The 25,024-nt window shown below is 65.4% G+C and carries 32 protein-coding genes; 20 read left to right on the plus strand and 12 right to left on the minus strand.

Annotated features, from left to right (window positions below; all coding sequences use genetic code 11):
• Positions 1–247 precede the first annotated feature (247 nt).
• On the plus strand, positions 248–1,027 hold the full coding sequence (locus tag ACQP1G_RS38955; RefSeq protein ID WP_433194681.1) for a glutamate racemase: 780 nt from the start codon (positions 248–250) through the stop codon (positions 1,025–1,027).
• A 78-nt stretch (positions 1,028–1,105) separates the two neighbouring features.
• Here the strand turns inward: ACQP1G_RS38955 and ACQP1G_RS38960 are convergent, their stop codons facing one another.
• The gene (locus ACQP1G_RS38960) at positions 1,106–1,960 is read right to left on the minus strand and encodes a 3-hydroxyacyl-CoA dehydrogenase (protein ID WP_433194682.1); all 855 of its coding nucleotides are present in this window, start codon (positions 1,958–1,960) and stop codon (positions 1,106–1,108) included.
• On the minus strand, positions 1,957–2,658 hold the full coding sequence (locus ACQP1G_RS38965) for a TetR/AcrR family transcriptional regulator (protein ID WP_433194683.1): 702 nt from the start codon (positions 2,656–2,658) through the stop codon (positions 1,957–1,959). Before ACQP1G_RS38965 ends, ACQP1G_RS38960 begins: the two co-directional genes overlap by 4 nt.
• A 341-nt stretch (positions 2,659–2,999) precedes the next feature.
• Between ACQP1G_RS38965 and ACQP1G_RS38970 the strand changes: the two genes are divergently transcribed.
• The 3 genes from ACQP1G_RS38970 (at position 3,000) to ACQP1G_RS38980 (ending at position 4,315) form a co-directional block, all read left to right on the plus strand.
• On the plus strand, positions 3,000–3,269 hold the full coding sequence (locus tag ACQP1G_RS38970; RefSeq protein ID WP_433194684.1) for a hypothetical protein: 270 nt from the start codon (positions 3,000–3,002) through the stop codon (positions 3,267–3,269).
• 112 nt (positions 3,270–3,381) lie between these two features.
• Entirely contained in the window at positions 3,382–3,750 is a 369-nt protein-coding gene (locus tag ACQP1G_RS38975; RefSeq protein ID WP_433194685.1) for a helix-turn-helix domain-containing protein, read from the plus strand.
• 13 nt (positions 3,751–3,763) lie between these two features.
• A complete protein-coding gene (locus ACQP1G_RS38980) occupies positions 3,764–4,315 on the plus strand; it encodes a phosphatase PAP2 family protein (protein WP_433194686.1) in 552 nt (183 codons plus the stop codon).
• On the opposite strand, the gene ACQP1G_RS38985 is transcribed toward ACQP1G_RS38980, so the two are convergent.
• The 4 genes from ACQP1G_RS38985 to ACQP1G_RS39000 all read right to left on the minus strand — a co-directional run bounded on the left by ACQP1G_RS38985 (position 4,312) and on the right by ACQP1G_RS39000 (position 6,293).
• The gene (locus tag ACQP1G_RS38985; RefSeq protein ID WP_433194687.1) at positions 4,312–4,905 is read right to left on the minus strand and encodes a ClpP family protease; all 594 of its coding nucleotides are present in this window, start codon (positions 4,903–4,905) and stop codon (positions 4,312–4,314) included. The two genes, ACQP1G_RS38980 and ACQP1G_RS38985, sit on opposite strands and share 4 nt — an antisense overlap.
• Positions 4,902–5,507, minus strand: coding sequence for a ClpP family protease (locus ACQP1G_RS38990; protein WP_433194688.1), 606 nt, complete (start codon positions 5,505–5,507; stop codon positions 4,902–4,904). Before ACQP1G_RS38990 ends, ACQP1G_RS38985 begins: the two co-directional genes overlap by 4 nt.
• A gap of 96 nt (positions 5,508–5,603) precedes the next feature.
• Positions 5,604–5,879, minus strand: coding sequence for a DUF2277 domain-containing protein (locus ACQP1G_RS38995; RefSeq protein ID WP_433194689.1), 276 nt, complete (start codon positions 5,877–5,879; stop codon positions 5,604–5,606).
• A gap of 84 nt (positions 5,880–5,963) precedes the next feature.
• Positions 5,964–6,293, minus strand: coding sequence for a plasmid stabilization protein (locus tag ACQP1G_RS39000; protein ID WP_433194690.1), 330 nt, complete (start codon positions 6,291–6,293; stop codon positions 5,964–5,966).
• A gap of 87 nt (positions 6,294–6,380) precedes the next feature.
• On the opposite strand from ACQP1G_RS39000, the gene ACQP1G_RS39005 reads away from it, so the two are divergent.
• The 6 genes from ACQP1G_RS39005 (at position 6,381) to ACQP1G_RS39030 (ending at position 10,917) form a co-directional block, all read left to right on the plus strand.
• Positions 6,381–7,637 (plus strand): serine hydrolase, encoded by a 1,257-nt coding sequence (locus ACQP1G_RS39005; protein ID WP_433194691.1) that lies wholly within the window; start codon positions 6,381–6,383, stop codon positions 7,635–7,637.
• A 386-nt stretch (positions 7,638–8,023) separates the two neighbouring features.
• Entirely contained in the window at positions 8,024–8,827 is an 804-nt protein-coding gene (locus ACQP1G_RS39010; protein ID WP_433194692.1) for an SAM-dependent methyltransferase, read from the plus strand.
• Positions 8,828–8,895: 68 nt separating this feature from the next.
• On the plus strand, positions 8,896–9,459 hold the full coding sequence (locus ACQP1G_RS39015; RefSeq protein ID WP_433194693.1) for a nucleotidyltransferase family protein: 564 nt from the start codon (positions 8,896–8,898) through the stop codon (positions 9,457–9,459).
• Positions 9,460–9,711: a BON domain-containing protein gene (locus tag ACQP1G_RS39020; protein WP_433194694.1), complete on the plus strand. Its 252-nt coding sequence runs from the start codon at positions 9,460–9,462 to the stop codon at positions 9,709–9,711.
• Between the two features lie 21 nt (positions 9,712–9,732).
• Positions 9,733–10,452, plus strand: a complete 720-nt coding sequence (locus tag ACQP1G_RS39025) for a metallophosphoesterase family protein (RefSeq protein ID WP_433194695.1) — start codon at positions 9,733–9,735, stop codon at positions 10,450–10,452.
• Between the two features lie 12 nt (positions 10,453–10,464).
• Positions 10,465–10,917 carry a hypothetical protein gene (locus tag ACQP1G_RS39030; RefSeq protein WP_433194696.1) on the plus strand — a complete coding sequence of 151 codons (453 nt, stop codon included), beginning with the start codon at positions 10,465–10,467 and terminating at the stop codon, positions 10,915–10,917.
• Between the two features lie 9 nt (positions 10,918–10,926).
• Here ACQP1G_RS39030 and ACQP1G_RS39035 read toward each other — a convergent pair whose 3' ends face one another.
• Positions 10,927–11,580 (minus strand): TetR/AcrR family transcriptional regulator C-terminal domain-containing protein, encoded by a 654-nt coding sequence (locus ACQP1G_RS39035; protein WP_433194697.1) that lies wholly within the window; start codon positions 11,578–11,580, stop codon positions 10,927–10,929.
• Positions 11,581–11,672: 92 nt separating this feature from the next.
• On the opposite strand from ACQP1G_RS39035, the gene ACQP1G_RS39040 reads away from it, so the two are divergent.
• The 7 genes from ACQP1G_RS39040 (at position 11,673) to ACQP1G_RS39070 (ending at position 16,849) form a co-directional block, all read left to right on the plus strand.
• Entirely contained in the window at positions 11,673–13,151 is a 1,479-nt protein-coding gene (locus ACQP1G_RS39040) for an FAD-dependent monooxygenase (protein WP_433194698.1), read from the plus strand.
• 307 nt (positions 13,152–13,458) lie between these two features.
• A complete protein-coding gene (locus ACQP1G_RS39045; protein ID WP_433194699.1) occupies positions 13,459–13,818 on the plus strand; it encodes a hypothetical protein in 360 nt (119 codons plus the stop codon).
• Positions 13,815–14,603: a F0F1 ATP synthase subunit A gene (gene atpB, locus ACQP1G_RS39050; protein ID WP_433194700.1), complete on the plus strand. Its 789-nt coding sequence runs from the start codon at positions 13,815–13,817 to the stop codon at positions 14,601–14,603. Before ACQP1G_RS39045 ends, atpB begins: the two co-directional genes overlap by 4 nt.
• 86 nt (positions 14,604–14,689) lie before the next feature.
• Complete coding sequence (locus tag ACQP1G_RS39055; RefSeq protein ID WP_040687366.1) at positions 14,690–14,947, plus strand: F0F1 ATP synthase subunit C; 258 nt, start codon at positions 14,690–14,692, stop codon at positions 14,945–14,947.
• A 6-nt stretch (positions 14,948–14,953) separates the two neighbouring features.
• Positions 14,954–15,457 (plus strand): F0F1 ATP synthase subunit B, encoded by a 504-nt coding sequence (locus tag ACQP1G_RS39060; protein ID WP_433194701.1) that lies wholly within the window; start codon positions 14,954–14,956, stop codon positions 15,455–15,457.
• Between the two features lie 2 nt (positions 15,458–15,459).
• Entirely contained in the window at positions 15,460–16,083 is a 624-nt protein-coding gene (locus ACQP1G_RS39065) for a hypothetical protein (protein ID WP_433194702.1), read from the plus strand.
• Positions 16,084–16,126: 43 nt separating this feature from the next.
• Positions 16,127–16,849, plus strand: coding sequence for a Mut7-C RNAse domain-containing protein (locus tag ACQP1G_RS39070; RefSeq protein WP_433194703.1), 723 nt, complete (start codon positions 16,127–16,129; stop codon positions 16,847–16,849).
• Between the two features lie 11 nt (positions 16,850–16,860).
• Here ACQP1G_RS39070 and hutC read toward each other — a convergent pair whose 3' ends face one another.
• Positions 16,861–17,616, minus strand: coding sequence for a histidine utilization repressor (gene hutC / locus ACQP1G_RS39075; protein ID WP_433194704.1), 756 nt, complete (start codon positions 17,614–17,616; stop codon positions 16,861–16,863).
• A gap of 188 nt (positions 17,617–17,804) precedes the next feature.
• On the opposite strand from hutC, the gene ACQP1G_RS39080 reads away from it, so the two are divergent.
• The 3 genes from ACQP1G_RS39080 to ACQP1G_RS39090 all read left to right on the plus strand — a co-directional run bounded on the left by ACQP1G_RS39080 (position 17,805) and on the right by ACQP1G_RS39090 (position 19,904).
• Positions 17,805–19,238, plus strand: coding sequence for a purine-cytosine permease family protein (locus ACQP1G_RS39080; RefSeq protein WP_433194705.1), 1,434 nt, complete (start codon positions 17,805–17,807; stop codon positions 19,236–19,238).
• A gap of 93 nt (positions 19,239–19,331) precedes the next feature.
• Positions 19,332–19,499 carry a hypothetical protein gene (locus ACQP1G_RS39085; RefSeq protein ID WP_433194706.1) on the plus strand — a complete coding sequence of 56 codons (168 nt, stop codon included), beginning with the start codon at positions 19,332–19,334 and terminating at the stop codon, positions 19,497–19,499.
• Positions 19,500–19,571: 72 nt separating this feature from the next.
• Positions 19,572–19,904, plus strand: coding sequence for a hypothetical protein (locus ACQP1G_RS39090; RefSeq protein WP_433194707.1), 333 nt, complete (start codon positions 19,572–19,574; stop codon positions 19,902–19,904).
• On the opposite strand, the gene ACQP1G_RS39095 is transcribed toward ACQP1G_RS39090, so the two are convergent.
• The 4 genes from ACQP1G_RS39095 to ACQP1G_RS39110 all read right to left on the minus strand — a co-directional run bounded on the left by ACQP1G_RS39095 (position 19,901) and on the right by ACQP1G_RS39110 (position 24,788).
• A complete protein-coding gene (locus ACQP1G_RS39095; RefSeq protein ID WP_433194708.1) occupies positions 19,901–20,197 on the minus strand; it encodes a hypothetical protein in 297 nt (98 codons plus the stop codon). The two genes, ACQP1G_RS39090 and ACQP1G_RS39095, sit on opposite strands and share 4 nt — an antisense overlap.
• A gap of 212 nt (positions 20,198–20,409) precedes the next feature.
• Entirely contained in the window at positions 20,410–21,570 is a 1,161-nt protein-coding gene (locus tag ACQP1G_RS39100; RefSeq protein ID WP_433194709.1) for a M14 family zinc carboxypeptidase, read from the minus strand.
• A gap of 75 nt (positions 21,571–21,645) precedes the next feature.
• Positions 21,646–22,947, minus strand: coding sequence for a glycosyltransferase 87 family protein (locus ACQP1G_RS39105; RefSeq protein ID WP_433194710.1), 1,302 nt, complete (start codon positions 22,945–22,947; stop codon positions 21,646–21,648).
• Between the two features lie 197 nt (positions 22,948–23,144).
• Complete coding sequence (locus tag ACQP1G_RS39110; RefSeq protein ID WP_433194711.1) at positions 23,145–24,788, minus strand: hypothetical protein; 1,644 nt, start codon at positions 24,786–24,788, stop codon at positions 23,145–23,147.
• Positions 24,789–25,024: the final 236 nt, after the last annotated feature.

The following is a 25,024-nucleotide window of genomic DNA, read 5'->3' on the forward strand; positions in this document are numbered from 1 at the left end:
CCGTTTTCGGCGAGCGCGGACAACCCGAAATTTGTTGCGCGCCCGGCGGAATCCGTTTCATCGCAGGTACCCCGTTCGCGAAGGCGGGAGCAGGTCACCTACCTCGGGTCGGTGAGTGTCGTAAAAGCACCTCCGCATCAGCCACGATGTCGACTCCTTGCTGTCAGGTCCGGTCCCGGCATCCGCGAGTCGGGCGGCGATGGGAAGGATCCACGGCTGGTCCGGGCATGATCGACTGGTGATATCAGTGCATCGACCGATCGCGGTGTTCGACGCGGGGCTCGGCAGTTACTCGGCCGTGGAGCTGCTACACCGGCGCCTGCCCGACCGCGACATCGTCTACTTGGCCGATCGCGCCAGCTTTCCCTATGGTGCGAAGGACCGTGCGGAACTGCTGAAGGTGGTCTCGCGGGCCGTAGAATTCCTCGCCGGATATCAGCCGAGCGCAATTCTGCTGGCCTCCAACGCACCCTCGGTGACCATCCTGGACGACCTGCAGAGCCCAGTGCCCATCTTCGGGGTCCGGCCGCCGGTCCGTGCGGCGCTCGCGGTCGCCGACGAGGTCGCGGTGCTCGGCGTCCATTCGCTGGTACAGAGCCCGGAAATGCGCGAATTCCTCCGGGCGCAAGCCGGTTCCGCCGCCGAGCGTATTCATGCGGTGAATGCCTCGCCGCTGGTCGAGCTGGTCGAGAGCGGCGATTTCCTGTTCCGCCGCGAGTACACCGCGCAGCTGGTCTCCGAATTCTTGGACGATCTGCTGGCGGCGCATCCGAGAATCGACGCGGTGACGCTGTCGAGCACCCATCTGCCTTGGCTGCGTGCCTATTTCGAGCGAGCCCACCCCGAGTTGCGGTTGTTCGATCCGATCGAGGATGTGGTCGACCGGATCCGTCCGCTGTCCACATCCGGCGGCGGCGCCGTTCTCGGTCTGGTGACCGAGAACGAGCGCTACCCGGCGAGCGAGTTCCGTTCGATGCTCGCCCGCCTGGGCATCGACCTCGAGATGCACCCCGTTGTCATGCCGTGAGAACCGCTACTGCTCGGCCGACGACCCGAATTCGGTAGGCAGTTCATCGATTTCGGTCGAGTCGAGTTTGCCGGTGACCTACGCGGTGTACTTGTAGAAGCCCTCGCCGGTGGCGATGCCGAGCTTGCCCTTGTCGATGTAATTGGTCTTGAGCCAGGCCGCGAGCCGCTGTCCGTCCTCGCCGCCGTTGACGAGGATGTTGTAGGGGGTGGTGAGGCCGATGACATCGAGAATCTGGAATGGCCCATATGGGGCGCCGGTGCCGATCCGCCAGGTCTTATCGACCGCGTCCGGTTCGGCGAAGCCGCCCGCACTCAGGGCCATGGCCGCGTTCAGGAGCGGCACCAGCAGCGAATTGAGGACGTAGCCCGCCTTTTCCTTGTGCAATTCGATCGGCACCATGCCGATAGCCGCGGCGAAATCGACCACCGCTCGGTACACCTGCGGATCGGTCTCGGGTGTGCCCATCACCTCGCCGGTGTTGTACTTCCACACCTGATTCGCGAAATGCAATGCCAGGAACCGGTCCGGCCGACCGGTGAAGTCCTTCATATCGCTCGGCAGCAAAGTGGAGGAGTTGGTGGCGAAGATCGTCTTCTCCGGTGCGAGTTTGCCCAGTTGCCGATAGGTCTGCTCCTTGATGGTGAGGACCTCCGGCACCGCCTCGATCACCAGATCGGCATCCTGCACCGCGGCCGCGAGATCGGTGGTCAGCGCGATGCCCGCCGCGGTCCCTTCGGCTTTGCCGCCACCCGCGCCGGGAACCTCATCGCGATAGGTCTGCGCCAGCTTCGCGATGCGGTCCCGGGCACCGGCCAGGGCGTCGGCGCTGATGTCGTAGGCGGTGACGTCGAATCCGTGGAATGCGGTCTGGAACGCGATCTGCGAACCGAGTACCCCTGTACCGAGGACGGTCACCTTCCGGACGGTCATAGCTTTCTCCTTTCTCCACGGGGCGAAGTTCGCCCCGTGACGTCATCTGGGTCGCCGAGAGCTGCGAAGAATCCGGCGACGATCTGGGTGATCTGGTCGCGCAGATCGCCGATCGCATCGCGACCGGGATGCGCGCCGGTCGATGGCCGGGCCATGATCAGATGCAGCACCGCGAAGACGCTGCGGCCCGCCAGCAGTGCCTGCTTGTCCAGGCTTTTCGAGTCGAGACCGCGCTCCGCTGCGGCCGCGGCGAGCCGTTGCGCGATCATCGCCTCGAGGCGCTCGACGAGGGCCAGTCCCTCCGATCGGTATTGCTCGGTCGGCGCGCCGAACAGGAGCTCGCGCTGGTAGGCCATGGCGTTCTCGACGTGCCGGTCGGCGACCTCGACGGTCGGCCGCACCATGCCCAACACGGCCTCCGCCGGATTGGGCTGCGATTGCGACTGCCGGACGCCGAGCTCGAGTGCCGACCGGAAATCCTCGTTGTAGACCATCAACAGCAGCTCACCCTTCGACGACGCGTACCGGAACAGCGTCCCCGCGGCGATATCCGCGCGATCGGAGATCTCCTGCGTCGTGACGCCCTCGAACCCACGTTCGGCGAATAGCGAGGCCGCGGCCTCGAAGATGCGCGACTGCTTATCGCGCATATTCCGGACGCGACGTCCGACGTCCGCCGATTCGGGCGAGGTAGTCATCAATGGCCTCCAGCTCATTTTGAGTGGACTCATTAATGAGCGTACTCCTAGTTTAGCGCGCAACCTCGTGGTCAGCATGAGCCGATGATCGGCACGAGTCGAGGGCCGTTGGTGCGGACCGAGTGTCGGCCGATCGGAGCGGTGTAGACCAACGTGATCGAACGGATAGCCGTCCCACAGTTGGCGTGGGCGGGCCGTCTTGAATGCGGAATTCGTTCGTCCAGCTAACTCACAGCCACGGCCCATAGTGCGCAAATGTTGAGCTTCGAGGATTGTCGTGTCGGTCCGGTTCGAACGGGTCGATGGTCTCGGATCGAGACCTGACAACAGGAGGAACGTGGATGAAGATCAAGTCGAAGCTGGCGAAGGGTGCGATCGCAGGCGGAGTGCTGGTCGGTTTGCTCGGTGTCGGCGCCGGTGTGGCGAGCGCCGATCCGGGGTCCGATCAACGCCCGGCCGTCGAGCAACAGCAGGGACACGATCAGCAGCGGCCGGATCAGCGACGGGATGATCAGCAGCGGCCGGATCAGCATCAGGACCAGCAGCGGCCGGATCAGCAGCCAGCTGGACACGGGTTCTGGCTGTTCGGCCAGTGGATCCCGCTGCCCTGATCTCGACTCGGCGCGAAAGGCCCTGTGTCCGTTGGACATGGGGCCTTCGCCGTTTGTCCGCTGAGAGCGTAATGACCGACCGGATCGGCGCGCGCGGTCGTACGCTCTGGATATGACCGAGCATCCGAGACTGCACTCGATCCCGGGCGGACGCGACGACCAGCCGAGGGACGCCGAACCACTGTGGCGTGAGGTGCTCGGCGAACGGTTGCGCACGTTGCGCCGGGAGCAGCGCGAGACGCTCGTCGAAACCGCTGGGCGAGCGGGCATTTCGCCGCAATACCTGTCCGAGGTGGAGCGCGGGCGCAAGGAACCGTCGAGCGAGATGATCGCGGCCTTGGCGGGCGCCCTCGGCACCACCCTCTTCGGTCTCACCGAACAGGTGGCCGACGACTTGCGCGCACTCCGTCGTCCCGCCTTCGCCCGGCAGTCCGCACCGCGCGCCAGCGCAACGCCCACTCTCATGGCGCTGGCGGCATAGGCCTGCACCGCTGGTGGGATTCGATGAAGGCATCATGCGCGTCATCGCCGAGACGCGCCAGGATGCGGTGACCCGGGCGATCCGGACGATCGGTGATGCCGGGGTCGGCATCGAGGTGCTGGGGCTGCTCGCGCTCGTCGGGGTGATGGCCGTGGTCGTGACCAGGAGTTGGCGGGTCGGCGCGGCCGCGTCGGCAAGTCTGCTGCTCGCCGACTTCATCGCGCACAACCTGAAGCAGGCGATCGGGCGGCCGCGCCCGAGCGGAGACCTGACGGTGTGGCCCGAAATCCAGGGGTGGGCGATGCCGTCGACCCATGCGGCCGCCACCTCGGCACTGGCGTTGGCCGTCTTCCTGGCCGTGGACTGGGAATCGGCCCGTACGCGCCGCGCGGCGGGTGCGGCACTCGCCGCCGCGGTGGTGTTCATCGGCGGGTGCATGGTGTATCTCGGCGCGCACTGGCCGACCGATGTCCTTATCGGCTGGCTGCTCGGCACTGCCGTCGGCACCGCCGTCACCTGGGTGACCCGCCGAGTGCGGCCGCGAACCAGCCCTATGCGAGCCTAGGTCGCGCGCGACCCGAGGACGGTGTCGACCAGGCCGTAGTCGACGGCCGATTGGGCGGTGAATACGCGATCGCGGTCGGTGTCGTGACGCAGTCGCTCCGCCGACTGCCCGGTGTGCCGAGCCAGGATCGACTCGATTTCGGCGCGCATCCGCACCAATTCGTCGGCCTGCAGGATCAGGTCGGGAATCGCCCCCTGACCGCGGGCGGCCGGCTGATGCAGTACCACCCGGGCATGTGGCAGCAGGGATCGGCGACCGGGCGCGCCACCGGCGAGCAACACCGCGCCGACCGCGATGGCCTGGCCGACGCAGGTGGTGAGCACGGGGGCCTTGATGAACTGCATGGTGTCGTAGATCGCGAGCATCGCGGACAGATCGCCGCCCTCGCAGTTGATGTAGAGATTGATGTCCTGTTCCGGGCTCTCCGACTCCAGATGCAGCAGCTGCGCGATGAGCGCATTGGCCACGCCGGAGTCGATCGGGGTGCCGAGGTAGACGATCCGTTCGGCCAGCAGGTGCGAGTAGATATCGGTGATCCGCTCGCCGCCGCGTGGATGCTGGGCGATCACATTGGGAATGGTGTAGGTCATGCCGTGATTCCGATCCGCTGGCGCTGGGGCACGATCTGCCCGAACGAGTCGACGATATGGTCGATGAAGCCGTATTCCTTGGCCTGCGTCGCGCTGAACCAGCGGTCGTGCAGCGAATCTTCGTAGATACGGTCATAGGGCTGTCCGGTATCGCCCGAGATGATGCCGAGCACGGTCTCCACGGTGTAGCGCAGATCATCGGCCTGCACCTCGACCTCGACGGCGCTGCCGCCGATTCCGGCCGACCCCTGATGCATCAGCACCCGCGCATGCGGCAGTGCGAAACGTCGCCCGGGCGTACCCGCGGACAATAGGAATTGTCCTGCGCTGCAAGCCAATCCGAGCGCCAATGTCGATACCTCGCACGGCACCAGGCGCATCACATCGCGAATGGCGAGCATCGCGGGAACCGAACCACCCGGTGAGTGGATCCACAACGAGATCCCCGCCTCGGCGTCCTCGGCCGCCAACGTGAGCAGCTGAGTCATCAGCAACGTCCCGTTATCGTCGTCGAGGGCGCCGTCCAGCACCAATATCCGCCTGCCGAGCAGCTGCTCCCTGGCGCGCCAACTGAACAACGGTGTCTTGTCATCGTGAGCCATGACTCCACCGTGCCCTGCGCGCACCGCGAAAATCTCGCCGTGCTGCCCTCAGCAGATCTGCTCAGAGCAGCGGGGACTCATCAGAGCAGCGGGGACTCAGTCGTGCGCGTGGGCGTGGATCCGCGCCTGTACCTCGGGGCGGCGCAGCGGCGGCACGGTCTTCGGCGGGACCTTGCGATCCGGCAATTGCTCGAGCAGCCGCATCGTGGCGGCCGCGATTTCGGCGACGGCGGCATCGACCGCCGGACGGGTAGCGGCGGAGATGCTGGACAGCCCGCCCACCTTGCGGACGTACTGCAGGGCAGCCGCATGTACTTCTTCCGGTGTCGCCGCGGGCTCCAGCCCGCGCAGAGCAGTGATATTTCGGCACATGACCCGAGGCTAACTCGGGTCGCCGGGCTGAGGCGAGGATCGCGGGTCAGCTCCTCGCCGCACCGGTCCGCCGAGCATCCCGCCTCAGGCCTTGCCCAACGCCCTCGCGAGCTGCCCCTTGGTCATCTTCGAACGACCCTTGATGTTTCGCTGCCTGGCCTCGTTGTACAGCTGGTCGCGGGTCGGGCCCTTCGGCCCGCGACGGCCCGAGCGCTGCCCCCCGCGCTGCTGGGGCGATTTGTCCTGGATCGAGGAGCGGCTGGCGGTCTTCGTCTGCCCGGCCCGGGCGCGATTCTTGTTGACCGTGCGTGCGGCGATTTCCTCCGCGCGCTGCTGGCTCTCGCCCCGGTCCTGCGCCGAATCCCTGATGTGTTCGTACTGGCGTTCCTGTTTATTGCTCCATTCCTTGGGCATGTCACACACCTCCTGTCCGCCGAATACCCGCGCGTCGGATGCGAAACCACCGTCCGGCAGGTGTATGCCCGTCGATATGCTGGCCGCGTGAAGGTACTTCCTGCCACGTTGGTGACCGTCGCCGATGATCTGGCCGCGGTGACGACGGTCGGGCCTGAGGACGATCCGGCGGACGCCGGATTGACCAGCGGCGAGGTCGAGTCGCTGTGGGCATCCGTGCAGGCGTGGTACCGGTTGGGGACGACGCCCGCGATTCAGACGTGTGTGCGGCGCAACGGGAAGATCGTATTGAACCGGACCATCGGGCACGGCTGGGGGAATGCGCCGAGGGACAGCCCCGATGCGGAGAAGGTGCTCGCGACGCCGGAAACACCGTTCTGCGGCTTCTCCACCGCGAAAGGAGTGTCCGCCGCGCTGATGTTCATGCTCATCGAACAGGGCGCATTCGAGCTGAATGATCCTGTGTGCGAGTACATTCCGGAGTTCGCGGCCAATGGCAAGGATGCGATCACGATCGGCGATGTGCTGTCGCATTCGGCCGGGGTGCCATTTGTCACGCCGCCGTACCGCGGGGTCGATCTGGTGCTCGACGAGGAGTTGGCCGTTCAGGGGTTGTCCGATCTGGTGCCGAGCTGGCGGCCGGGCCGGTTCCGCGTCTACCACGCATTGACCAGCGGGCTGATCCAACGCCTGCTGGTGCAGCGGGCTACCGGCAAGCGGATGCGCGAGCACCTCGCCGAGCAGGTACTCGTGCCATTCGGCTTCCGCTGGACCAACTTCGGAGTCCGCCCCGAGGATGTCGACAAGGTCGTGCCAAGTGTGAAGACCGGGCCGCCACCATCCCGAATATCGACCTTCTTGGCGCGCAAAGCACTCGGCGGCGGAGTGGACCGCGCGGTCGCCAAATCCGCGAACCAGGCCTTCCTGACCGCCGAACTGCCCTCGGGCAACCTCGTCACCACGGCCTACGAACTGTCCCGCTTCTACGAAATCCTTACCCGCGGTGGCGAACTCGACGGAATCCGAATCATCGAGCCGGACACCCTGCGCGCAGCGATCCAGCCCGCGCCCCGGATACCCGGCCTGGCCGGACGAGTAAGCCGCGCCGGTTTCGAACTGGGCGCCCGCCGATCCAAATTCGGCCGAAACACCCAGTCCCACTTCGGTCGCAGCGGACTGACAACCCAATACGGCTGGGCCGACCCAGCCCGCGGCCTCTCCGGAGCCATCCTCACCAACGGCAAGGCCACCACCGATACAGAACGCCCCTGGGCCCTGGTCGCCCAGATCTCCAACACCATCGGACACCTCGGCCCCGCCGACAGGCTGTTCGACGCCACCTGAGAGGTTGCAACGAAAACCAGTGGTGCACAGTTTATTTCGCCTAACTGAGTAGTCGCACGCCCGGTGCGCGGTGCCCAGACCCGGAGCTAGGTACCTGCTGTATACGAGATCACGGTGACACAGACAGCGGTGGCCGCCACGAGGACAAACCACCCCCGCCATATTCGTCACGTGACTCTGCTCCTCAGCGGTGGCGAACGTTGAGGAGCGCGAGGTTATCGGCGGCACCGGCTGGTTTCTGCGCTGGACGTTGAGCCAGTATCGGGTCGGTTCACTGAGCCGACCGAATTCGTATGTCGGATCGGTGATTGGTGCGCACGGCATCCGCTTGTGTGACTAGGCTTTTCGAGCACATATTCGCAGGACGTCGCGCAAAAGGGGTGGATATGACAAGTTCCGGGTCGACGTCGGTTGAGATCGACCCGAACAAGCCGAGTATTTCGCGCGTCTACGATGCGCTGCTCGGCGGGAAAGACAACTACCCCGTCGACGAAAAAGTCTGTGAACACCTGCGTGCGACCATGCCGAACATCGATGATCTGGCGAAACTGAATCGCGAGATCCTGGGTCGCGGCGTGCGCTACCTCGCTGGCGAGGCCGGACTGAAGCAGTACCTCGACCTCGGAGCCGGCCTGCCCACCATGGAGAACACCCATCAGGTCGCCCAATCGCTGCAGCCGGGGGCACACGTCGTCTACGTCGACAATGATCCGCTCGTGCTGGCGCACGGACGCGCACTGCTGAAGCAGAACGACCACACCGTCGTCGTCTCGGCCGACCTCCGGCATCCCGATAAGGTACTCGCGCATCCGGATGTGCGACGGACGATCGATTTCGAACAACCCGTCGCCGTCATGCTCGTCGGCATGCTGCACCATCTGCACGACGACGAGGATCCGGCAGGTGTCGTGGACGGATATATGAATGCCGTGCCCTCGGGCAGCCACCTGTTCATCACGCACTTCTGCGACTCGGGCGAGGAGGCCAGGAGAACCGAGAAGTCCTTCATGGAATTCCTCGGCACCGGCCGCTTCCGTACCGATGACGAGATCCTCGATCTGATCCGCGGCTATGACCTGGTCGAGCCCGGCCTGGTCTACCTCCCGCAATGGCGCCCGACCCGCATCGTGCGCGACAAGCTGACCGTTATCGAGCGCCTGATGGTCGGCGCCATAGCGCGCAAACCCTGATTGCGCGCAACCCGCACAGCACCCCCGCGGCAGCGATTAGCAGGCCGAACTGCGGGTATGGCGCATATATGGTCCCGACCATCGATGAGCTGCTGCACGCGCTGACCCGCGCCGTGAACACGCTGGCGGGTACCGATATCCGCTTCGCGGTGGCGGGCGGTTGCGCGGTGTACGCGCGCGGCGGACCCGCTACCGAACACGATGTGGATATCCTCATCAAGCCCGCCGATCTCGCGCGCGCCCGCGCCGCGCTGGCCCGCGGCGGACTGCGGGTCGCAGAGCCGCCCGAAGACTGGCTGACCAAGGCCTATGACGGCGGAGTCCTCATCGACCTGATCTACCGGCCGAACAACCGTGACGTCACCGACGAACTGCTCGATCGCGCCACCGTGATGCGCGTCGGTCCCGCGCTGGCGCCGGTGGTCAGCGCGACCGATCTGCTGATCGACAAATTGCTGGTCTTCGACGCGCACCGCCTGGATCTGAGCCCGCTGCTGCATATTGCGCGCGATCTGCGCGAGCAGGTGGATTGGCAGTGTGTGCGCTCGGAAACCCATAGCTCGCCCTACGCCAGAGCCTTCCTCGGACTGCTGGGCGACCTCGGGGTGATCGAGCCGAAGGAGGGGGCGTAGATGGAGCTGCCGCAATATCTGGTCGCACACCTGCGCCGGGCACTCGCCGAGGATCCGCGCACCGCCGAACTCGGCGTCCAGGTGACGATCCGCGGCGATGTGATCGTCCTCGGTGGCGAGGTGAGCAGCGCCGAACGCAAGCAGCAGATGGAAAACGTGGTGCGCGAACAGGTTCCGCAGGCCCGCATCCACAATGACGTGCACGTCACGCCGCCCGCGGCCCCCGGGGACACCGAGGCGCTGGCGGACTGAGACCGGAAAGGAGGCTGGCGCATGCGGATCGCGGCAATCGGCGACGTACATCTCGGCGTCGAATCACACGGCGAATTCCGCCCCGCGCTGGCGGAGCTGCCCGATCGCGCCGATGTGCTGCTGCTGGCGGGTGATCTCACCCGGCACGGCACTGTTGCCGAAGGCCGGGTCGTCGCCGCGGAATTCGCCGATCTCGGCGTCCCGGTGGTCGCGGTCCTCGGCAATCACGATCACCACAGCGACGCACAGGACGAGATCACCGCGACGCTCACCGATCACGGCATCACCGTATTGGAAGGCACCGCGGCCGAATTCACGGTCGACGGACATACCCTCGGCATCGCCGGGACAAAAGGCTTCGGCGGTGGTTTCGCCGGTAAGTGCGCGAGCGTCTTCGGCGAACGGGTGATGCGCGAATTCGCCTCGCACACTGTCGACCTCGCGCAGACTCTGGGAGCAGCACTGGCAGGCCTGCACACCGATGTCACCGTGGCCATGACCCACTACTCCCCCATCAGCGACACGCTGCACGGCGAGCCACGCGAAATCTACCCGTTCCTCGGCTCGTACCTACTCGGCGAGACCATCGATGACCAGGGCGCCGACCTCGCGATCCACGGGCACGCGCATGCGGGCATCGAACGCGGCACCACACCGGGCGGCATTCGGGTGCGCAATGTCGCGTTGCCGGTGGTGCGCACCGCTTATGTCGTCTACGAGCTGACGCCCGAGGCGAAATAGTAAGGAGTATCGATGTCCTCGATCGGATCCACCGCCACGCTGGCCGCGGCGGCACTGGCCGCGGTCCTACTCGTCGGCTGCGGCGACGACGGTGGTATCAATCCGCTGCCCGCCACCCCCACCTCGCATCCGGACATCACCATCACGTTCTCTTCTCCGGGCAGCTCCGCGCAGGTGCCGAATCCGGACGAGATCACCCCGACCGCGGCAAAACAGCTGTGCGCCATGATGGAACCCGAGGTCGACAAGTGGCGCACCGAGGGCACGCCGCTCGGCAAGATCAGCTTCAACGGCACCGTGCAAAACTGGGCCGCCCGCAACGGCGGCCTCAACGACACCGTCATCGAGGACCGCGCCATCATCGACCGCATCACCACCACCGAATGCCCGGACGTCCGTCTACAGGTTCTCGACGCACTGAAGATCACGACCCTCGCGGACGGCCTGGCGGGGCTCGGTCGCTGAGTACACAGGTCAGGAAGATTCGGAAGCGGTTCGGGTGGCCAGGATTCCGGCCAGGATGACCCGTAGCCCGTGGTCGAATTCGGCATCGGTATCGGTATCGAAGAGATCGGCGACCATGCGGGCCGTCCTGGGGTAGCGGTCGGCATCGATCGCGTGGGCCAGCCGTGCGAGATCGTAGGGATTGCCGTCGGCGTACTCCGCGCCGGACTGGGCCTGCTCCTCGATAACGAACCCGACGGTGTAGTGCAGCAGGAGCGGAAAGACTCGTTCGGCGTCGCTCGTCGAGAATCCCGCATCCTCGAGCGTGCGCAATGTCAATTCCACGGTGCGCCACATGGCTTCGTCGCTGACGTAGGTACCGGCCAGCACCTTCGCCCCGTCCCGGTAGTGCAGCATCGACCGGCGCAACCGCCCGGTCAGCGCAACCACCCAGTCCTGCCAGTCCTCCCCCAGGCGCGGCGCCTCGACACCGTCGACCGCAACGACGAAGATCCGCCGAGCCATCGCATCGAGCAGTTCGCGCTTGTTCTTGACATGCCAATACAGTGCGGGCGCCTGCACATCCAGTGCCGCTGCGACCTTGCGCATGGTCAACCCATCGAGACCGACCTCGTCGAGCAGCCCCAATGCGGCCTCGGCGATCACCTTGGCATCGATCTTCACTGGCACCTCCGCTGTCGAATCCCTTGACAGTTTAACAATGTTCTGATCTCCTTAACAACGTTAAATCGCTTAACGTTGTTAAGGAGACCGACATGGAAACCACCGATGTAGTGATCGCTGGCGCCGGACCGACCGGGCTGATGCTGGCCTATGAACTGCGCCTGGCCGGAGTAGATGTGGCACTGGTCGACGGACTTCCGGCGCGAACCGGCGAATCCAGGGCGGGCGGCATCCACGCCCGCACCATGGAGGTTCTCGATCAGCGCGGCCTGCTCGACGATCTACTCCCACGCGGCCGCTCCATGCAGGCCGGGCACTTCGGCGGCCTGCCCCTGGATTTCAGCGACTTCGATACCCGATACCCCTTCGCACTCGCCGTACTGCAGGCGGCGATCGAACGCGAACTCGACCGGCACGCAACCGAACTCGGCGCGCCAGTGCAGTGGGCCTCGCCGGTCATCGACTTCGGTCAGGACGCGGCGGGCGTCGAGGTCGAGATCGGCGGCCCGAATCCCCGCCGGATCCGCGCCGCCTACCTGGTCGGCTGCGACGGCGGCCGCAGCGCGGTCCGCAAACTCGCTGGCATCGACTATGTCGGCACCGATGCGACCATGACCGGCATGCTCGCCGATGTCGAGTTGGCCGATCCGCCGGCGCAGCCCTTCTTCGGACACCGACGCGGTGTCGGCGATTTCTCCGCCGTCCAATTCGAGCCCGGCTGGTACCGACTCGTGGTCCAGCGCCACGACCGCGTCCTCGACCGCGGCACCGAACTGAGCTTCGAAGACTTCCGCACCAGCTTCGCCGAGGTCGCGGGCACCGACTTCGGTATGCACAGCCCGCGCTGGGTCTCGCATTACGGTGACGCCGCCCGCCAAGCCGACCGCTATCGCGTCGGCCGGGTCTTCGTGGCCGGGGATGCCGCGCACATCCACTACCCGGCGGGCGGCCAGGGACAGAACCTCGGCCTCCAGGACGCGGTGAATCTCGGCTGGAAGCTGGCCGCCACTTTGCGTGGCCACGCATCCGACGAACTACTCGACACCTACGAGACCGAGCGCCACCCCATCGCGGCCCGCGTCCTGCTCAACACCCGCGCCCAGACCGCGCTCGGCCGTTCCGGCCCGCACACCGATGCGCTGCGCGACATCATGAGCGACCTGATCGATATGGACCAGGTGCGCCATCGCCTCGGCCTGATGATCACCGCACTCGACATCCGCTACGACATCAAGGGCGACCACCCGCTCATCGGCCGCCGCGTCCCCGATGCCGATCTCACGACCGCGGCCGGCGCGACCCGAGTCCACGAACTCCTGCACGCGGGCCGCCCGGTGCTGCTCGTACTCGACGGAAACGACGTCCCGGCGGTCCCGCAATGGCACGACCGAGTCGATATCGTCCGCGCCGAAAGCCGCAGCGAGCACTGGGCCGTCCCCGGCGTCGGCGAGATCCCGGCCCCGGCCGCCGTCCTGCTGCGCCCCGACGGCTACGTCGCCTGGGTGGGCGAGGAACCCGCCGCCGCGGGATTGCCCGAAGCCCTCACCGTCTGGGTCGGCGCACCGGCCTGACACACCCATCCTGCTCGTTTCCGCCCTCGCACCCATTCGGCGAATATGCTGCCAATTAGCGGATGGCGAGGATGCCGAGCGGCCAGTCTTGTTGATCTTGTTATGAAGGAGGCATTCAGTTGATCTTGATGGCTTCGGGGTGACACTGTCGCCAGACGGACATGGTTCGAAATTTCTCCGGAGAAAGATCAAAAACGTTGCCTCGCAAAGGGGTTGTTGATGTGTATGCTATCGATCAATCACGACCCCACTACGAGGTGGGATGATGACCGAGGACGGTGTCGAGGTGGATGTCAATACACTCCGAATGCGCCGTGCGACTGTATTCGCAATAGGCGTCGGTGTGCTGACCCTGGCTGCGACCGGACCGTTGAATCGGTTGCTGCTCGGACTGTTCATCTGTCTCGGACTCGGACTCGGTTGGGTGAATGCTCAACTCACCCGGGTGACCGTCAACCGGGTCGCCGATGCCGAGAAGCCGAGGAAACAGGGGTTGTACCTCTCCTCTGCGACTCGATTGATCGCGATAACCGGCGGTTCGCTCGCAGTGGGTTTCCTGGCAAGACCCCATGGCATCGGAATCTTCTTCGGCATGGCCGCCTTTCAAGTGATTCTGGTGTTGGTTACCGTCTTGCCTGAAGTGAAGGAGCTTCGCCAGCAATCATGACGAATCAACTCGCCTTCATCGCGCAGTCGGCGCTTCCGGTCCTCGCACAGGAAGCGCCCGCCGAAGAGCCGAAAATCAAGGTCGGCGAACACGCGGTCGCCCATCTCTGGGGCTTGGACTTCAATGTCGACACGATCATCTCGACCGCCCTCGCGGCGGCGATCGTGCTCGCCTTGGCGTTCTACCTGCGGGCCAAGCTGACCTCGGGCGTACCCAACGGCGTGCAGTTGTTCTTCGAGACCGTGACGGTCGGGATGCGCAACCAGGTGGAAAGCGCCATCGGCATGAAGGTCGCGCCGTTCGCGCTGCCGTTGGCCGTCACGTTGTTCATCTATATCCTGCTGTCGAACTGGCTGTCGGTCCTGCCGGTGCAGTACGGACACGGCGAATTCATCGCGCCGCCCGCATCGGATGTCAATTTCGTCTATGCGCTGGCCCTGTTCGTATTCGTCTTGTATCAGGGCGCGGGTGTGTACCGACGCGGTCCCGGTGGGCATGTCAAACAGTTGCTGAAGGGCCACACCGGCTGGGGTCCGATGGTTTTCATCAATGTCATCGAGGAAGTCGCCAAACCGCTCTCGCTGTCGCTGCGATTGTTCGGCAACATGTTCGCGGGCGGCGTGATGGTCTCGGTGATCGCGCTGTTCCCGTTCTGGATCAGCTGGGGACCGAATGCCATCTGGAAACTCTTCGACCTCTTCGTCGGAGCCATCCAGGCATTCATCTTCTCGCTGCTGACCATCCTGTACTTCAGTCAGTCGATGTCGCTGGAGGACGAACACTAACCACCAGCGACTGTTTGCTGGTCGCTCGAAACAACAACTGATCGGCGCCGCCGATCGAGCTCATGTAACAGAACAGGAAGTGAAAAATGGCAGACGCAACAACGGCAGCCATCGTCCAGGGCGCCCTTATCGGCGGCGGCATCATTATGGGCGGCGGCGCCATCGGCGCGGGTATCGGTGACGGCCTTGCCGGTGCCGCGCTGATCAACGGCGTTGCCCGTCAGCCCGAAGCGGAGGGTCGCCTCCGCGGCAACTTCTTCCTGACCGTCGGTCTGGTCGAGGCGGCGTACTTCATCAATCTAGCGTTCATGGCGCTCTTCGTATTCGCTACTCCCGGTAAGTAATACAATATGACTCCGCGAACGGATGTTGTTGCCGAGGGGAATTTCCTCATTCCCAACGGCACATTCTTCGCCGAGCTGTTGATCTTCCTGATCGTGCTCGGGGTCATGTGGCTGTTCGTCGTTCCGCCGATACGGAAGGTATTGGCGGAACGCGAGGCGAGAGTCGCGGAGACCGCGGTCGACAACAAGGAAGCCAAAACCTTGTTCGCCGACGCCGAAGCGAAGTATCAGGCGGCCGTAGCGCAGGCGCGCAGTGAGGCGGTCGGGATCAGGAACCAGGCACGGGCCGAGGGCCGAGTTATCCTCGAGCAGTTACGAAGTGAGGCGCAGGGAGAGGCCGACAGGATCGTCGCGGAGTCCGCGACCGAACTGCGGGCCCAGGCGGACCAAGTGGCCGCGGAGCTGCGTGAGGCTGTCGAACCGCTCGCCGAGACATTGGCCGATCGTGTGCTCGGCATCAAGGATCGGCACGCCGACTCCAGCGTCGGCCATCACTCAGAACGAGCGTAGCCATGACTGTCATCAGCGCCATCGTCACCAGCGGCCTCCTCGCCGAAGGAGCCGTCAACGCGGCAGCGTCCGAGGACTCGGGCATCTTCCACATCACCTTCGACTGGCCGATCTTTTTCAGCCAGCTGTTCGGTTTCGCCGTCATTGTCTTCATCATGGTCAAATACATCGCACCGCCGGTCGGGCGCCTGATGGCCAAGGCGCAGAACAATATTCAGAAGCAACTGGACGAGAACGAGGCCGCTGCGGCGCGCTTGGTCGAGGCCAAGCGGGCCTACGACAACGCGGTCTCCGACGCCCAGGCCGAGCTGGAGCACATCCGCGAGGACGCGCGCATCGATGCCGAGCGCATCGTCGCCAAGATGCGCGAATTCGCCGACGCCGAGGTCGCCCGCGTCCGCAGCCAGGGCCGCGACCAGATCGCCCAGATGCGCACCCAGCTCATTCGCGATCTGAAGGCCGACCTCATCACCACGGTCTTGGACAGCACCGAGGAGAAGGTCCGCTACGAGATCGGCTCCACCCACGTGGCTGCCGACAGCATCGACAAATTCCTCGAAGACCTCGAGGCCATGGCCAACGCGGAACCGCCGGTCCGCCGCCGAGCCCAACCCTGGGCATTGTGAAGCTCGGTGGTCGCCGGACCGCATGCCCTGGCATGCTGGCCGCGTGACCACTGCGGAGATCACGGTCGATTTCGCGCCCGAGCTGCGGCTGTTCGTCGCCGCCGCACAGCGCGAGGGTCGTTCGGCCGTGCGAATCGACGCCGCGTCGACGCTCGGGCATGTCGTGGAGTCGCTCGGCGTGCCGCTCACCGAGGTGGGCGCACTGCTGGTCGACGGTCAACCGGTTGACCCCGCACACCTGCCCGCCGACGGCGAGGCCGTCTCGGTGCGCGCCGTGGACCGCCCCCAGCACATCGCCGAACCGCTGCGATTCCTCCTCGATATCCACCTCGGAACCCTCGCGCGGCGGCTGCGGCTGCTCGGCATCGACGCCGCCTACGAGAAACCGGATATCGGGGACGCGGCGCTGGCCACGCGTTCGGCGACCGAACGTCGCGTACTGCTCTCTCGCGATCGCGGACTACTGCGGCGACGCGAAATCTTCGCGGGCGCATACATTTACAGCCACCGCCCGCCCGAACAACTCGACGATGTGCTGTCGCGTTTCGCACCACCACTGGCGCCATGGACCCGCTGTACGGCCTGCAACGGCACCCTCCGCGTGACCGATGAGCAGACCCTGCGCGGACAACTCCCCGACGACACCGCACGCACCTACGATGCCTTCGCGCAATGCCTGGACTGCGGCCGAACCTATTGGAAGGGTGCCCATCACGCGAGCCTCGACGCGATCGTGACCCATGCCGTCGAGAACTTCGGCACCTGACCCGAGGGTCCTCAGGCTCCGAAGGCGCCTTCGAGGCGGCTGCGGGAGCCTGGGTGCAGCAGACGGGCGATGCTGACCAGGGCGGTGGCGGACCAGGTGCGGCGACGGATCTGCAGGCAGGGTTCGGTGCGGCGGATTCGAAGTAGGCGGCAGTCTTCGTGGCTGCCCTGCACCGCTTCGACCACATGCTCACCGCGGACCAGCGGCGCGACCTCGCTGAGGTAGTGGTTCGGGGTGCTGTCGGCGAAGTTCTGGTCGAGGTAGCCGGGAGCCGCAGCCGGGTTGACGTAGCGGTCCTCCAATTGGATCGGTACGTCGTCGTCGAAATGCACCAGCAGCGAATGGAATACCGCATCGGCTGGCCAGTCGTCGAGCAGTGGATTGTCGGTGTCGACGGGTTCGCTGCGCAGGAAGATCACCTCGGTGCGATGCCGGTGGCCGCGCCGCTGGATCTCATCGGCGATATTGCGCACCTCGAACAGCGGCGAGGCCACCTTCGCGGGTGCGACGAAGGTGCCGACGCCCATCATTCGGACGACCACACCCGCCGCGGCCAGTTCGCGCAGCGCGCGGTTGACCGTCATGCGGGAGATCCCGAGTGCGTCGACCAGTTGATGTTCCGAGGGCAGCAGATCGCCAGCAGCCCAGCGCCCGGCGCCGATCTGCGTGCGGATGAGGTTCTTGATCCGCTCATACGCCGGCGCCGAATCCGGTCCGGACGCCGCGAACAAGACCGCCAGATCTGCATCGTGCACGGGGCGGTTCATCGCCACCACCTCTCGCTATCTGATCTCCGCGTCACTTTATCCGTTCCGGTTGACAGCCACTTGTATATACAGGACTATGCATCTGGGCAGCTTCAGTAACCCAGAGCACAGACCGAGGGCGCACGTCGGGTCCTCCCCGCGCCGCACTTGTCGCAGCTGCTCCCCTTCTCCTGACGGAAGGCGGATTCATGCCGCACAACGACGAATTCGACGCCGGACTCCAGATCGAGCGCCGCACCATCGAAGTAATTCCGGATGCCGAACGCCACGGCACCCCGCGCAATCAGTTCACCCTGTGGTTCGGGGCGAATATGCAGATCACCGCGATTGTCGACGGTGCACTCGCGGTGGTCTTCGGGGCCGATGCGCTCTGGGCGATCATCGGCTTACTCCTCGGCAATATCCTCGGCGGCATCGTCATGGCCCTGCATTCCGCACAGGGACCGCGGCTCGGCCTACCGCAAATGATCTCCAGCCGAGCCCAATTCGGTGTCTTCGGCGCCGTCATACCGCTGCTGCTGGTGATCGTGATGTATCTCGGCTTCGCCGCGACCGGCACGGTGCTGGCCGGTCAGGCGGTGAACAAGATCCTGCACGTGGACAATTCGACCGTCGGCATCCTCGTCTTCGGTGCGCTCACCGCGGTGGTCGCGGTGACCGGCTACCGGCTGATCCACGTCATCGGCCGGATCGCCACCGTGGTCGGCATCATCGGCTTCACCTACCTGACCATTCGCCTGTTCGCCGAATACGACGTCAGCGCCTATGTCGGGGCCAAATCCTTCGACATCGTGACCTTCGTCCTCGCGATCTCCCTCGGCGCGGGTTGGCAGCTCACCTTCGGCCCGTACGTCGCCGACTATTCGCGCTACCTGCCCCGCTCGACCAGTGCGCGGACCACCTTCTGGTCCACCTTCGCCGGTAGCGTGCTCGGCTCGCAGTGGGCGATGACGCTCGGCGCACTGGTGGCCGCGGTGGCCGGAAAGGCGTTCCTGGGCAATCAAGTCGGGTTCATCGGCGATCTCGCGGGGCCGTCCGCGATCGCGCTGCTGATCTACCTGGTGATCGTGGTCGGCAAGCTGACGGTGAACTGTCTCAACGCCTATGGCGGGTTCATGTCCATCCTGACCTCGGTGACCGCGTTCAACGGCCGGTCGCACACCACGCAGGCCGCGCGAGCGGCCTATATCGTCGGCTTCACCGCGGTATCGATGCTGATCGCGGTCGGTGCCAGCGCCGATTTCCTGAACAACTTCAAGAATTTCGTGCTGGTGCTGCTCATGGTGTTCACCCCGTGGAGCGCGATCAACCTGATCGACTACTACCTGATCTCGCGCGAACGCATCGACGTCCCCGCGCTCTACGATCCGGACGGCCGTTATGGACGCTGGAACGTCACCGCACTGGCCTGTTACATAGTGGGCATTCTCGCCCAGATCCCGTTCCTCGCCCAGAAGCTCTACACGGGCCCGGTCACCGATATGCTCGGCGGCGCGGACATTTCCTGGATCGTCGGCATCGTCTTCACCGCCGCCATCTACTACCCGCTCGCCCGTCGCACCAGCAATCCGCCCGACCGGATGATCTATCCCGCTGCCATCGCGGCAACCCGGGTGTCCTGAGGCCGATCAGCTGGCCGCTCGGCGTCGAGGTGGCGCAATCGCTCGCCGCGGTCCGCGCCGAATCCGGGATATCTGCAACTCCGCTGCGAGAGAGTGGAATTGGCCGAAGTCGGCGCGGGCGATCGGATCGGCCTGCTGAACCGGGCCATGCACCGCGACGTGATGGGCGGCTACCGGTGGCCGCCAGAGGAGGTGCGGGCCGAACCCTACGGGCTCGATACCGCCACCGCGGCCGAAGGCGCCGCACCGCGGCTGCTGTAGCCAGTGGCGGGTGGCGCAGTGCCGCACCGAAATCGGCGGCGGTCGTGCAGTGGAAGACCTTCCCGTGGCGCGGTGGCGAGCGCCGCCGCGGTGGGACTACTGACGGAGTTCGGTCTGTCACGCGAAAGCTATCTGCGTGGCGGGCGCGCCAGGCAGCGGATGTGGCTCACCGCGACGACGAAAGGCATTGCGCTGCAACCGATGATCCGCTGCCCTACCTTTTCACCAGACTCGAGCGCGGCGGGGGCCACGGTCTGTCCAGGCATGAGCAGGCCGAACTTCAGCAGTTGCGGCACCGCTATCGACGGCAGTACCGAGGTGCTGCTGTTCCGGCTCGCCTGCGCGCGGCCACCGACGGCGCGCTCGCTGCGTCGTCCGTTGGATCAGGTACTCGAATTCGCCTAGACGTGATAGGACGGGTGGTAGTGCTCCCATGCCGCGGCGAGTGCTTTGCGCACATCCACCGGCAGGTGATCGCGGATTTCGGGGCACAGGTGAACGCTGGCCCCGCAGTCGTCGCACCAGATCCGCACCGTCCGCGCATCCTTGGCGACCGCGGCGGCAATCCATTCGACGCGCATATTCTCATGGTCGAGGGTGGCGACCCATCTGTCGCCGTACCCATCGACATCCTGGTGGATGGCGTTGACCACGGTCACCTTGAACATGGGCGCGGGCTGCGTCCTCTTCTTCGTCATTGCGATATACCTCCGGCCCGGCCGAGCATTATGTTCGTGCGACATCGAAGTAATACCTCCCGTCGAGCGGTAGGTGTAGCAACCTTCGGGTGACCGGATTGCTTCGCGGCGCAAGAGCCTACGGTAGCTCCGCTCGACGAGCCCGGCAAGAGGCCGATTTCGGGCTACAAGCGAAGGATATCCGCTGGTAAAGAGAATGCAAAGCCTCTGCCCTATTGACGGTAGGGCGCAGCGGCCGCGCGCACCGCTGCGGTGAACGCCTGCCTGATCTGTGGCCACAGCAAACGATCCAGACACGAGTACTCCGGGAAGAATCCGGCGCAGTCGGCCTCGCGCGGCCCGATCTCCATGGCCAGCGCCGCCACGCCCAGCGCGCCGTAGGCGTAATCCATGCTGGTTCCCGAGGTCGGATAGCCGACGGTGTCCATAGAGGTGCCCGAAGCGAAACCGGCCGGCGCGACCGCCGCGGCCAGATTCCGCAGTTGCGCGGCGTCCTCGGGGGCGGTCACCGACGGCGTGATCACGTAGTTCCCGAAGGAGTGCAGGTCGATGAGAAGTCCGGTGGCACTGTCTGGCACCTCGCCCCGGCCCGGCTCGCCGCGCTGGTCGGCGAAGATCGCGGATACCAAACCCTCGAGTGCCCGGGTTTCCGGCTCGGACGCCGCGGCGGCACCCCGATAGTCCTGCGCGCACGGATCCGCGTCGGCGCCCGCTTCGCCCCACCGCCCGGAAAAATTCCGTTCGAGATCGACACCACGGCCATTGCCGCCATGCGAATCCGCTACCGCGCAGGTCGGTTCGGCGTCATCGACATTCTTGCGCTGGGATAGCGGACCACCCTCGGTGGCGGAGACGATATCCACACCATCCGGATTGGCCACCGGCACGATCCAGACTTCGGTGCTGTCGAGTATCGAAGTCGCCTCGGGGTCGACACCGTAGCCGTCGGCGAGGTAGTCGATCCAGCGCCACATCAGCTCGCCGGTCGCGATCTCGCGGGCGTGAATCTGGGCGAACAGCAAGAGCTTCGGCTTGTTCGAGACCGTCGAGAGGGCACATCCGTCGGGTCGAACCAATCCGAATCCGGCCTTCGCGACCGCCTTCACCGGCATGGATGCGGGCGCGATACCCGTCAGGCAGATCGCTTGCAGCCGGTGTCCGCCGTATCCCTGTGTCGCCAACCAGGACGCACCGATGTCGTAGACCGCCGCGATGCCCGGATAGGTGCCGCCGACGGTCTGCGCGTGCCGCAGCATATCGGCGGCGGTGTGGTATCCGCCGTAATAGGTCTGCGCCGCCGCACTTCCCGGAACGACGAGCCCCGATAGGAACAGGGCCGCGATACCGGCAGCCCACCGACGCACTACGTGCACAGATTCTCCCCTCCCCATGCACGCCAGATTACCTTGTTCGCAAACCCGTCCTCCCCCATCGGGTTCCGGTATTTGTCATGGACGAGGTGTTGGGCAAGAAGGGGATTCGGGGTCGCGCCGTCGCAACAGCGGGAACCGGATCGAGCGCTCGGCCGAGCGCTCGCTGAGCGCCGACCAACCGTCGCGGCGCAGGTGGATCCACGCGCCGATCAGCACCGCGAGGAAGGCGATGACGTAGCCGTTCATCAGCACCTTGGTGATCGGCCACCACGGGGGCAGCAGGAACACCCCGATCGACACCCAGGTTTTGCTCCAGTGATAGGTCCATGCGGCGGTCGCGGCGAACAGCATCGCCGCCGCGACCCACCAGCGCCAATTGTCGCGCGCCTTGTGTGCCAGGTAGACCAGCAGCGGCACGAACCACACCCAGTGGTGTCCCCAGGAGAAGGGTGATACCGCACAGGCGGTCAGACCGGCCAGTGTGATCGACAGCAGCCGCTCACCGCGCTGATATAGCGCCGTGGTGACGACCAGACTCGCGATCGCGATCGAGCCCGCGACGAGCAGCCACAGCCACACCGGCGCCGGCCGATCCAGCACATGCGCAATGACACCGCGGATGGATTGGTTGGCCGGGTGGGTGTCCACCGCGATCCGATTGGATTGGAAGAACGTCGAGGTCCAGTACTGCCGGGAATCGGTGGGCAGGATGACCCCGGCGAAGACGATGGAGGCGAGGAAGGTGGCGCAGGCGACGACCGCCGAACGCCATTGCCGCAGGGCCACGAAGTACGCGACGAAGTAGATCGGGGTGAGTTTGATCCCCGCCGCCAGTCCGACGCCGATGCCACGCACTTTGCCGCGGTCGTCACGTAGCGCGTCCAACAGGATCAGCAGCATCAGCACCAGGTTGATCTGGCCGAAGTACAGCGTTTGGCGGACGGGCTCGATGAAGACACAGGTGGCCGCCAGCAGAACACTGACCACCACCAGCCGACCGGTGATCCGATAGCCGAGCAGCCGCCAGCTGAGCAGGACACAGCCGATGAGCACGCACAGGTTCAACACCAGCCAGGTGTTCGTGACCCACCCCCACGGCACCAGGTAGATGGGCATGAACGCGATGGTGGAGAACGGCGTGTAGGTGTAGAGCAGCCCGCGCATCGTCGGTTCGGTGTAGAGCGGAATGTCGTGCACGATGCGAAATGCGCCATCGCGATAGATGTGCACGTCGAGCCCGCCGACCAGGAACCCGCCCTTGTCCAGGAAGGGGTCGATGGTGGTGAACAGGAGGATCACCGACAGCAGGGCGCTCCCGGCGAGGATGTAGATCGCTGGTCCCGTACGCGGAAACTCCAGCTTCCGGGTATCTCGCACCGCTGCGCTATGAACGCGGTAGTGCCGATGCGGAACTAGTGGTTCTGGATCCTGTTGAGTTGTAAGACCTCATCACTGGACCGATCCATCCCTTCGTTCCCACACCTGACACGCCACAGCGGTAGTCAATTATTAACGTACCTAATGACCCGAGCCTGCATCATGCCCCGAAGTCTCCGGGCTGGCAAGCGGCGGGATCATCGTTGTCTACTCGCCCTTGCCCGGCGACGCTCCGCCTGTAGTTCGGCAAGTTCTTGTTCGAGCATCTCGGCGATGCGGAACTGTCCGGTGTCGTGGATATCGGGTGTGCGAACCACCTGCAGGTGCGGATCCGGATCGGCGGGCGCGTTGCCCTTGCCCCGGGTGTTCTCGGTCGACCTGCTGTCCTTGCGGCCTTCGAGCGAGCTCGGCTTGCGCGATACCGCCGGGGCCGCGTTGCTCCTGCGCAGTGTCGACACCACCGATGGCTTGCTGTCCGCGGCGGGCTGCGGCTCAGCGGGGGCCTGGGCCGGTGCCGCCTTGCGGGCGGTCGCCTTGGCGGGTTGCGGGCTCGCCGGCCGGTTCTCGACCTTGGGCACGGGCTTGGTCTCGGCAGCGGCGACCGGCTTATCGACGGTCGCCGGAGCGAAAGGGTTGTTCTTCGCGACCACCGGTGCGGCCGGCTCCTTCACGACCGCGGGGCGGCTCTCGGGCTTGGCGGGCGTCGCCCGCTGTTCCGGTGGCTCCGAATTGACCGGCGCACGGCCGTTCTCGGCCCCGACTCGGCCATTGCCATTGCTCGCCGCCCGGCGCTTCTCGGGATCGACCGCGGCGACGGTGGCCGAACCATTTCGTGCGGCAGCACGTTCCCCTTCGGCCCCGGCTGTCGTCTCGTCGACCTCGGCCTCTTCGGCCTCCACGATCGCGTCGACTTCCAACTCGGCGTCCTGTTCGCCTTCTGCGACGGCCACCGCTTCGGACTCTTCGGCCGAATCCGTGGACTCTTTACCCGATCCCGACGCCACCAGGGCCGCGAGCGCGTTCGCACGGTAGGTCGTGATCGACGGGAGTTTGCGCCGGATCTGGTCGGCCGGATCGGGCAATTCGCGAACCTGCTCGGTGGCCCGGTAGATGGCCAGGCCGTAGCGTGCGCTCGCGGCATCGTGGATGAGCAGGGCGACGCCGATCATCACCGGCGCGACGGCGTGCACACCGGTCTCGTACCATTCGCCATCGCGCAGGTACGGGTAGGTGTTGAGGGTGACCGTCAGTGACAGCAGGGCGATTTCGGCCGTGGCGACCTGTCGGCGGTTATCGATGACACCCCATTCGGCGACCTTATTGGTGCCGACCATGATGATGATCAGACAGACGCTGATCATCGCCTCGATGAGGTAGCTGAACCAGTACAGCGGATCGCCCGGCCCGCCCGGCGCGATGTTGTGCTGCACATTGACCGCGGACCACAGCATGCCCGCCGCCACCACGCCCGCCAACGCGCGCAGTGACCATCCTCGGTGCCGGTACAGCGACGCCAGCTTGGCGTGCGGGCTGGACTCCCGCCGCTGTGCCGCAATTGCCTTGCGGGCTACCAATAGATCTCTGATGTCGGCCTTCTCGATCGCTTCCGTGGTATGCCTGGCGCGGTCGGCCGCGGCGGCCGCGGCCTGAACCTGTTTCCATCGCTGCGCGCGATCCTCGCCACGAATCTTTTCCGCAAGCTCACGTTCGGCGACCAGCTCGTCCTCGGAGAGCGCCTCGGTCAGCGCCGGATCGAACTGATAGGCCAGTCGCCCCCGGGCCCGCTCGACCCTCCTCGCGAGCTGTCCGACCTCGTCCTCGATGGGATGCTCGATGGTCAATTCGACTCCCAGCGGGAGAGATTCGACGACAGACAAATGATCACGCGTGGGAACGGCACCAGACATTCATAGTCGATGTACCGTTGCCAGCGAAACTGCCAATTTGCCGCCGGTGGGTTGAGTCGCGGCGTGCCGCGCGCGACACACGCATCGCGGGTTTCGATTTAACGACGATTTAGTACGCGCCGATGCGGCTCGATGGCGCGATGACCTCACCGTTCACCGGCCAGGGTTCG

The sequence above is a fragment of the Nocardia sp. CA-107356 genome (assembly GCF_050946365.1).
Taxonomy (GTDB): Bacteria; Actinomycetota; Actinomycetes; order Mycobacteriales; family Mycobacteriaceae; genus Nocardia.

What these genes read in the sequence shown, in the direction of transcription:
- ACQP1G_RS39055 (WP_040687366.1), top strand. Translation starts at nt 14,690, where the DNA reads ATGGCAGACGCAACAACGGCAGCCATCGTCCAGGGCGCCCTTATCGGC.
- ACQP1G_RS38965 (WP_433194683.1), bottom strand. Translation starts at nt 2,658, where the DNA reads ATGACTACCTCGCCCGAATCGGCGGACGTCGGACGTCGCGTCCGGAAT.
- ACQP1G_RS39040 (WP_433194698.1), top strand. Translation starts at nt 11,673, where the DNA reads ATGGAAACCACCGATGTAGTGATCGCTGGCGCCGGACCGACCGGGCTG.
- ACQP1G_RS38995 (WP_433194689.1), bottom strand. Translation starts at nt 5,879, where the DNA reads ATGTGCCGAAATATCACTGCTCTGCGCGGGCTGGAGCCCGCGGCGACA.
- atpB (WP_433194700.1), top strand. Translation starts at nt 13,815, where the DNA reads ATGACGAATCAACTCGCCTTCATCGCGCAGTCGGCGCTTCCGGTCCTC.
- ACQP1G_RS39060 (WP_433194701.1), top strand. Translation starts at nt 14,954, where the DNA reads ATGACTCCGCGAACGGATGTTGTTGCCGAGGGGAATTTCCTCATTCCC.
- ACQP1G_RS39015 (WP_433194693.1), top strand. Translation starts at nt 8,896, where the DNA reads ATGGTCCCGACCATCGATGAGCTGCTGCACGCGCTGACCCGCGCCGTG.
- ACQP1G_RS39000 (WP_433194690.1), bottom strand. Translation starts at nt 6,293, where the DNA reads ATGCCCAAGGAATGGAGCAATAAACAGGAACGCCAGTACGAACACATC.
- ACQP1G_RS39095 (WP_433194708.1), bottom strand. Translation starts at nt 20,197, where the DNA reads ATGACGAAGAAGAGGACGCAGCCCGCGCCCATGTTCAAGGTGACCGTG.
- ACQP1G_RS38985 (WP_433194687.1), bottom strand. Translation starts at nt 4,905, where the DNA reads ATGACCTACACCATTCCCAATGTGATCGCCCAGCATCCACGCGGCGGC.
- ACQP1G_RS38975 (WP_433194685.1), top strand. Translation starts at nt 3,382, where the DNA reads ATGACCGAGCATCCGAGACTGCACTCGATCCCGGGCGGACGCGACGAC.
- ACQP1G_RS39030 (WP_433194696.1), top strand. Translation starts at nt 10,465, where the DNA reads ATGTCCTCGATCGGATCCACCGCCACGCTGGCCGCGGCGGCACTGGCC.
- ACQP1G_RS39080 (WP_433194705.1), top strand. Translation starts at nt 17,805, where the DNA reads ATGCCGCACAACGACGAATTCGACGCCGGACTCCAGATCGAGCGCCGC.
- hutC (WP_433194704.1), bottom strand. Translation starts at nt 17,616, where the DNA reads ATGAACCGCCCCGTGCACGATGCAGATCTGGCGGTCTTGTTCGCGGCG.
- ACQP1G_RS39065 (WP_433194702.1), top strand. Translation starts at nt 15,460, where the DNA reads ATGACTGTCATCAGCGCCATCGTCACCAGCGGCCTCCTCGCCGAAGGA.
- ACQP1G_RS39045 (WP_433194699.1), top strand. Translation starts at nt 13,459, where the DNA reads ATGCGCCGTGCGACTGTATTCGCAATAGGCGTCGGTGTGCTGACCCTG.
- ACQP1G_RS38970 (WP_433194684.1), top strand. Translation starts at nt 3,000, where the DNA reads ATGAAGATCAAGTCGAAGCTGGCGAAGGGTGCGATCGCAGGCGGAGTG.
- ACQP1G_RS39020 (WP_433194694.1), top strand. Translation starts at nt 9,460, where the DNA reads ATGGAGCTGCCGCAATATCTGGTCGCACACCTGCGCCGGGCACTCGCC.
- ACQP1G_RS38990 (WP_433194688.1), bottom strand. Translation starts at nt 5,507, where the DNA reads ATGGCTCACGATGACAAGACACCGTTGTTCAGTTGGCGCGCCAGGGAG.
- ACQP1G_RS38960 (WP_433194682.1), bottom strand. Translation starts at nt 1,960, where the DNA reads ATGACCGTCCGGAAGGTGACCGTCCTCGGTACAGGGGTACTCGGTTCG.
- ACQP1G_RS39025 (WP_433194695.1), top strand. Translation starts at nt 9,733, where the DNA reads ATGCGGATCGCGGCAATCGGCGACGTACATCTCGGCGTCGAATCACAC.
- ACQP1G_RS39010 (WP_433194692.1), top strand. Translation starts at nt 8,024, where the DNA reads ATGACAAGTTCCGGGTCGACGTCGGTTGAGATCGACCCGAACAAGCCG.